We start from the raw sequence: 7,176 nt of genomic DNA on the forward strand, positions 1-7,176 counted from the left end.
ACATTCCAACCTATACCATATTCAGACCCTCTTACTGGGGAACAGCCATAAGCAGAAATCAGGATATTCATGATTATTTTTCCCTGATTAATTCAGCTGATAATTAGTAACATTTTAACAGACTTAGGCGTCTTAGTAGGGAGCATGTTACCCTTGTAATTAGGTAACATGCTCCCCTTCGATCACAGGATAGACGATCCTAAAGCACCATAGATAGGACTTACGAAGTTAGTTGGTTTTGCCCCCCTGCCCCCCAATTTTGGGGGGTAATGATGTCAAAGTCCCCCATAATTGATACCGTTGGCGAAATTAATATTTGTTTACACAAGAGTAGCAGATGGGTAACTTTAAGTTCATGCTCCCCCAGAATTGGGGGTTGGGGGGCTATAAAGACTGCTGTCTTCAGGCTGATATTTCTAAATGTTAAATTCGCCAGCAGTATCATAATTGGGGGATTTAGGGGGCTTTGCGTAAGTCGTGATAGACATATCCAACGGTAGGTTAGTACTCACGAAAAACAGAGCTAGCCTTGATAACCTGATTGGGCTGTAATGGCTGTATGCTAGACTTGGGAACAGTCAGCGGAGATTAATCTAGGGGTGGTGGCGGCGGAGTTGAAGCAAGTGGATCGCAATTTGGTAGAAATTGATGCCACGATCGAGGGGATTTTGTGATTAGTTAGGGATGGATCGGTGCATGTCAGTTTTGTTAATCCCTGATTCAGATCCCCCATTATCCCCCTTAATAAGGGGGACTTTTCAATCTAATTCCCCCCTTTTTTAAGGGGGGTTAGGGGGGATCTATGTACCTAATTACAAATTTGACATGCTCCCGGGATGGATGCTCCTTAAATGTTTGTTTAGGTAAATCATAGACTATGAAAATCCTTACCATAAAAATTAAAAACTATCGTGTATTTGAAAACCTGGAAATCAAAAATATTCCCGCATTTTTTGTTGTAGTTGGTGCAAACGGTACCGGGAAATCAACCCTATTTGACATATTTGGTTTTATCCACGATGCTCTCAAAAATAATATTCGTCAAGCTCTCCAAGTTCGTGGCGGTTTCAATGAAGTTATCACCCGAGGGAAAGAGCAAGAAGATATCGAAATAGAACTTCAGTTCCGTATGAAAATTCTAGAGAATGAGCGCCTTGTTACCTATATTTTGATCATTGGACAGGAGAAGAGACGACCGTTCATAAAACGAGAAATTCTTCGTTATAAACGTGGCGAACACGGTAAACCTTTTCATTTCCTAGACTTTCGAAAAGGAAAAGGATACGCTATTCTTAACGAAGAAAACTTTGACCAAGCTGACACAAAACTACAACGGGAAGAACAACAACTTGAATCCAGCGACATTTTAGCCATAAAAGGCTTAGGACAATTCCAACGCTTCAAAGCCGCCAGTGCCTTTCGTTCCCTGATCGAAAACTGGCATGTTTCCGACTTTCATATCAATGAAGCTAGAGGCAGCAAAGACGCATTCTATGCCGAACACCTCTCCCCCACAGGAGATAATATGGCATTAGTAGCCCAATACATCTATCAAGAACATCCCGAAATATTCGAGAAAATTCTCCAGCGAATGCAAGAGCGAGTCCCCGGCATTTCCAAAGTAGAAGCCAAAAATACTGAAGACGGCAGACTAATCCTAAAATTTCAAGATGAAGCTTTTAAAGACCCCTTTATCGATCGCTATGTTTCCGATGGCACCATGAAAATGTTTGCCTATTTAATATTGCTCTTCGATCCTAAGCCTCACCCCCTGCTCTGTGTCGAAGAACCCGAAAACCAACTTTACCCCAGCCTTTTACATGAACTCGCCGAAGAATTTGCCAGTTATGCCAATCGTGGTGGCCAGGTCTTTGTCTCTACCCACTCCCCTGACTTTTTAAATGCCGTTCCCCTGGAGAGCATCTTTTGGCTCACCAAAGAACATGGGATCACCAAATTTTCAAGGGCTAAAGATAATCCAACCCTTGTCAATCTAGTTGAAGCTGGAGACTTACCTGGCTATCTATGGAATCAAGGCTGGTTTGAAGGAGTTGCCCCCTAATGAGTTATGACCTGATTTTTATGCTAGAAGAACGCTCCATGAAAAACGTTTTAGATCAACTCCTACCGAAAATTATCCCCGATCAAATCACCTATCTTTGTATCCCCCACCAAGGCAAACAGGACTTATTTAAATCTATTACTAAAAAAATTAAAGCCTTTCAATATAGTCCCGACACTAGATTCATTATCGTCCATGACCAAGACTCCCATGATTGCAAAAAACTCAAATCCGAACTATTAGAAATTTGTCAAACTGCCGGAAAATCCAATAATGTGATGATTCGGATCATCTGCCATGAATTAGAATCCTGGTTCTTAGGAAACTTAGCCGCAGTCGAAAAAGCCTATAACATGAAACCTAATAGCCTCAGTAAACAACAAAGTAAAAAGAAATACCGTAACCCCGATCAGCTTAACTCTGCCAAACAAGAGCTTAAAGGTTTAGTTGAGGAATACTATCCAGGAATCCATTCTAAAAAAATTGCACCCTATTTATCTTTAACTGACAATACATCCCACAGTTTTCAAGTCTTTATTAAAGGTATTAAACAGATCTTAGAGGTATCACCATGACCAAATCCGGTTGGGTGCATCTCCTAAAAGCTGTTTGACACTCCTGCTCCCTGCTCCGAAGTCCCTGCTCCCTGCTCCCTAAAACCCAAGACCTTAATAGCAGGGTTACCATCTACAAGCGTCTGCGAATCGCTTCTACAATGTTTCGGGTTCGGTCAAGATTCATTAACAAAGCTAGGGTCAATTTTACAGGTAAAAATGCCCAGCTTAATGCTAACATCAAGGGGTTGGGCTTCATCGAAGCATAGGAGTAACCATGCTTGAGCATGTTAGTATAGGTTACTTGCTGGCAAATATGAATCTCTGTCACAGAAAGTCCCCCACGCCGCCATTTTCCAGTGGTATTCGGGTCAATTCCCCGACGTTTTGGTGTGATTTGCTTATGGGATGAGACACCGCCCTCATTTTGAGGAACGTCCAACATTTGTGATTGGAACTCCAGACCTAGAAACTGGCAAATTTGTTCCACCGTCTGCTCTGGATTTGTGACCAAATCTTCAAATCTCACCGTACGACATCGCGGATGATTGGCAAATTTTTCAGCAGCGTTAATCGACGCATTCCAAAGTTTTGAGATGGTAAAGGGATGATAATTGCACCAAGACCGGAAGGCTTCTCGATAAGGAATATTCTTGGCACCCAGGAATTTGATTCGCCACTTATATTTTTGTGACAGCAGTACGTCTCGGGGGTCACGAACCATATTAATAATCCGGCTTTCGGGATAAAGTTCCAGGATTTCAGCCATGTATAAAACATTGCGCGGAGTTTGTTCACAAGGAATCTTCTTAGCGTTTTTGGCAGCTTTGTATCCCAGAAATACCTTAAAGACATCCCCAGAGGTTAGCCTTTGCTCCGGAAACTGGGCAATAATTGCTTTGGCTTCTTCACTAAAGTCACTGGGATCCCCTGGACGCAGAACATCACTATGCTGAATTGATAGGAGGCGAGCCGCTAGCTGTTCTGCTTCTGCCTGAGTCAGGTAAGAGTCCCGATGCTGCTCGGACCATAACTGCTCAAAAAAATGGAGTTCCTCAAAGGTGAAAACCTCTGAATTTAATCCCAAGATTAGACCGATCAGAGTAGTGCCACTGCGGGAGTTTCCTACTACAAATATCTGTTCCACTCTTGGTTGATGATCAATCATGATGGGCTGATGGGGTGATAGGGTGATAGGGTGATGGGGGAATTGGTAACAGTATGATAAGTATATCAGCACTAAGGATTAAGCATAACAAAAAAATGCTTGTCTTTCTTTTATACTGTTCCCTATTCCCTATTCCCTATTCCCTATTCCCTATTCCCTGTTCCCTGTTCCCTGTTCCCTATTCCCTATTCCCTACTCCCTACTCCCTACTCCCTACTCCCTATTCCCTACTCCTTTGTTGAACAGACCAGGAATTAACTACTAGTCCAGCCAGTAACCAAAAATAAAAACTAAAGGGTCGAAGTTTAAATGTCCTTTCCACAAAGGTGTAAAAGAAAGAAACAATAATTATCGTACAAAGCATCACCCCAAGGGATTTGTATTCCAGGGATGAAGAGGATTTAATCAGAGAGTTAGAGGTTTGGTAAAGCCGTAGCAATATTAGCCAAAAAATCCCCAAACCAACAATTCCAAAATACCCCAGGAAGGCAAACCAGTAGGCATCTTCCAGGAGTTCCACATGCCAGGATAAATGCCGTTGTTCATCTGGGGAGAGAATCACGGAATTTTCTATTCCTCTTTGTAAGGCACCAGGCTCTGGACCAAAGCCAAACCAGCCTCCTGAATTCATCAAACCATTAACAATAGTCTTGGCTGCCCAACCCCGCTGAGCTTCTAAGTTGTGTTGCCAGTAATCTGGAGAAAAAATCGAGAAGAAATAGGAAGTTAAATCAGGAATTTCACCATTTTCAGAGACGGAAGCTGCTGATGTTTGAAGATTCAATAATGGGGAAATTAATACTACAGTTATCAAAATTGCTGTAGAAAACCAGAGGATGAGAGCAGTATCTCTTTTACGTTTGAGATGAACTAATACTAGAATAGGAATTAGTAGAGATATCATCAGTCCAGCTCGCTTTTTGGAAGCAAAGTTGGCGAAATATAGCACTAAAATACTAGCGGAGTCTTTGAAAGTGGGAATAAGATGACTAGAGTGGGTGTAGACATGGCTAATAAATACTGAAATGGCTAACATCAGGAATCCTGAAAGGATGGCACTGTCGCCAAAGGTGCCAATGCTGGCATTTTTGGCAGCCATTGTGCCGGAGTGGATGACTTGCCTGGTGAATAGTTTCTGAGTGATGCTGGCGGGTAAGAAGTATTGGATGGAGGCTATACCTGCCTGGATTAAACTGGCTAGTCTAATACTTTTTAATAATAGAGAAAGCTGTTCGATAGAAATGTCAATATTAACAACAGTATAGTAAACGGAGATATACCGAAAATTAGTGCGTAAGTTTTTAATGCTACCTGCAAGTCCAGCATGGTTAACAACAATGGAAATCATGGTACCGAGGAAAAAGGCAATAATCAGGATATCAAGGGGGGTTTTTCGTATACCTTTACCAGAGGAGATCCGCAGGTAAATTACCCTTACCATTAGGATGTAAAGGATAATTTCGGGAACAAAACGTATTAATGAAATTAACGGTGATGGTAAGGGGAGCCAGTTGAGAACAAAGTCTTCAAAGGGTTGGTAGATGGTTATGGTTAAAATTATCGCAAATGGTAGCTGCCCTGTTTGCATCGCCCATCGATACCAGGAAATTATTTTGTTCATTGTTGGGATTAGGGAGTCGGGAGTCGGGAGTCGGGAGTCGGGAGTGGAAAGTGGAAAATTTTCTAAATGCCTGTTCCTTTATGATTTTATTTAGTGGTATTGTAACTAAGTTAGAAATTATTCCTACATCTAAGCTACAGCGGTTTTCATATTAGTGGAGTACACACACGGATTTTTTGCCTGTTCCCTATTCCCTACTCCCTACTCCCGATTCCCGATTCCCGATTCCCGATTCCCGATTCCCGACTCCCTGTTCCCTGTTTCCTGTGCTATAAGTTATGTCTGTTGCTTTAATTGCCCATTATCTTGGTCCTCGCTTAGGGATTGGGCAGTATCTCAATCGATTACTACCACCTCTAGTTGAGGAACTGATCAGCCGAGGCACTAAGGTGAAAATCTTGGCTTCTCCGAATGCGTTTGAGAATACCCCTACCCTACAGGAGTTGGCAGATAGTGTTAATATCCTACCACCGCTGGATTACTCCCCAGCAAAGCGGTATGGTTGGGTGGCTACTCGCTTTAATGGGTATTGTGCTCAAGCAGGAGTAGAGGCTCTAGTCTGGCTATCTAACCCGATCGTACTGCCGTGGCATCCACCTACTATTGCAGTGCTTCATGATGTCAATGAATGGAAAGCGGCTAATAAGTATGGCGATCGCATAAAAACGGCTTTGCGATCGCTAATTTACCTGGATGCCTCGATTCGTTTTGCCCAGCAGATTATCGTGGTAAGCAAAGCTACGGAGAATGACCTGCTACACTTTCGCCCTAACCCAAGGCTTCAACAGAAGCTGAAAACTATTCCGAATGGAGTAGACTCACCCCTAGCTAAGTTACCGACCGTCTCGATTTCTGCTCCCACTGGACCATTCTTGTTATCGGTAGGTCGGATCGACCCAGCTGCCAAGCGTTTACCGGAAGCTGTGGCATTAACCTCTCAACTTAGAGAGCTTAGTGGTGAACCTTGGGAATTGCATTTAGTGGGAGGGATGAATACTTCCACCCAAGCTAGCGGTGAAGCGTTCCTCAACTCAATTGAGAGCTTGCCTTGGGTTCAGTATCATGGTCACATAAGCGATCGCATTTTGGCTCAATGGTATCGAGAGGCAACAGCGGTAGTGTTTCTGTCTGACCGGGAGGGATTTGGACTACCGATTGCCGAAGCCGCATCATTTGGTCGCTTCGTGGTGGTATCTCAAGGGAATCAAGCCGGTTTAGAAGCAGGGGGGTCTGCCATTATTACTGTTGATCCTGATCAGCCTAGGGAGGCAGCCGAGAAGGTAATCGGTGGTTTGAAAGAAAAACAACTAGTTGAGATTAGTAGTAATTTGCCGAAGTGGGAAACAGCAGCAATGGCTTATGCTGATGCGATTAATGAACTCAATAGGGAGTAGGGAGTAGGAAATAGGGGTGCGATTCGTTATTCCCTGTTCCCTTATAAACCTTATTAACGTCAATAAAAAAAAACTTAAAAAAATGATGGCTGAACTCAAAATTAGATCAAAAGATCCAGATTCACTAAAACGAATTATTCAAAGTGCCTTGTCAGAAAGATTACAGAGTGTTAAAGCAGGAATTCAAAGGACAGAACAACGCCTTCAGGAATTTGAAACTAAATACAAATTATCAACAGCGGAATTTATTACTCGCTTTAATAACGATGAATTAGTCCATAGTTTTGATTTTGATGAATGGATCGGAGAATCTAAAATGTTGGAACATTTACAAAAAACAAAAGAATCTATAGAGGATATTTATTTTGTTGATTGAA

General features: G+C 42.5%; 7 protein-coding genes. 5 read left to right on the plus strand and 2 right to left on the minus strand.

Features of this window, described 5'->3' with window-relative positions; genetic code table 11:
- Positions 1-877 precede the first annotated feature (877 nt).
- Together F6J94_RS27100 and F6J94_RS27105 are read left to right on the plus strand one after the other, a co-directional pair.
- Positions 878-2,062: an AAA family ATPase gene (locus F6J94_RS27100; protein WP_293045969.1), complete on the plus strand. Its 1,185-nt coding sequence runs from the start codon at positions 878-880 to the stop codon at positions 2,060-2,062.
- Entirely contained in the window at positions 2,062-2,637 is a 576-nt protein-coding gene (locus F6J94_RS27105; protein ID WP_293030842.1) for a DUF4276 family protein, read from the plus strand. The genes F6J94_RS27100 and F6J94_RS27105 overlap by 1 nt, the downstream gene beginning before the upstream one ends.
- Positions 2,638-2,749: 112 nt before the next feature.
- On the opposite strand, the gene F6J94_RS27110 is transcribed toward F6J94_RS27105, so the two are convergent.
- Positions 2,750-3,784, minus strand: a complete 1,035-nt coding sequence (locus F6J94_RS27110; RefSeq protein ID WP_293045972.1) for a sulfotransferase — start codon at positions 3,782-3,784, stop codon at positions 2,750-2,752.
- Between the two features lie 95 nt (positions 3,785-3,879).
- On the opposite strand from F6J94_RS27110, the gene F6J94_RS27115 reads away from it, so the two are divergent.
- The gene (locus tag F6J94_RS27115) at positions 3,880-4,026 is read left to right on the plus strand and encodes a hypothetical protein (protein WP_293029183.1); all 147 of its coding nucleotides are present in this window, start codon (positions 3,880-3,882) and stop codon (positions 4,024-4,026) included.
- Here the strand turns inward: F6J94_RS27115 and F6J94_RS27120 are convergent.
- On the minus strand, positions 4,005-5,405 hold the full coding sequence (locus F6J94_RS27120) for a hypothetical protein (protein ID WP_293045975.1): 1,401 nt from the start codon (positions 5,403-5,405) through the stop codon (positions 4,005-4,007). The genes F6J94_RS27115 and F6J94_RS27120 overlap by 22 nt on opposite strands.
- 278 nt (positions 5,406-5,683) lie before the next feature.
- Between F6J94_RS27120 and F6J94_RS27125 the strand changes: the two genes are divergently transcribed.
- Positions 5,684-6,799: a glycosyltransferase gene (locus tag F6J94_RS27125; RefSeq protein ID WP_293029178.1), complete on the plus strand. Its 1,116-nt coding sequence runs from the start codon at positions 5,684-5,686 to the stop codon at positions 6,797-6,799.
- An 82-nt stretch (positions 6,800-6,881) separates the two neighbouring features.
- Complete coding sequence (locus F6J94_RS27130) at positions 6,882-7,175, plus strand: hypothetical protein (protein ID WP_293029176.1); 294 nt, start codon at positions 6,882-6,884, stop codon at positions 7,173-7,175.
- The last annotated feature ends 1 nt before the right edge of the window (position 7,176 follow it).

The organism is Moorena sp. SIO1F2, from assembly GCF_010672755.1.
In the GTDB taxonomy this organism is placed as follows: domain Bacteria; phylum Cyanobacteriota; class Cyanobacteriia; order Cyanobacteriales; family Coleofasciculaceae; genus Moorena.

Excerpts from the sequence above, each read along its gene's own strand:
- F6J94_RS27100 (WP_293045969.1), top strand. The coding sequence starts at position 878 with ATGAAAATCCTTACCATAAAAATTAAAAACTATCGTGTATTTGAAAAC.
- F6J94_RS27105 (WP_293030842.1), top strand. The coding sequence starts at position 2,062 with ATGAGTTATGACCTGATTTTTATGCTAGAAGAACGCTCCATGAAAAAC.
- F6J94_RS27110 (WP_293045972.1), bottom strand. The coding sequence starts at position 3,784 with ATGATTGATCATCAACCAAGAGTGGAACAGATATTTGTAGTAGGAAAC.
- F6J94_RS27115 (WP_293029183.1), top strand. The coding sequence starts at position 3,880 with ATGCTTGTCTTTCTTTTATACTGTTCCCTATTCCCTATTCCCTATTCC.
- F6J94_RS27120 (WP_293045975.1), bottom strand. The coding sequence starts at position 5,405 with ATGAACAAAATAATTTCCTGGTATCGATGGGCGATGCAAACAGGGCAG.
- F6J94_RS27125 (WP_293029178.1), top strand. The coding sequence starts at position 5,684 with ATGTCTGTTGCTTTAATTGCCCATTATCTTGGTCCTCGCTTAGGGATT.
- F6J94_RS27130 (WP_293029176.1), top strand. The coding sequence starts at position 6,882 with ATGATGGCTGAACTCAAAATTAGATCAAAAGATCCAGATTCACTAAAA.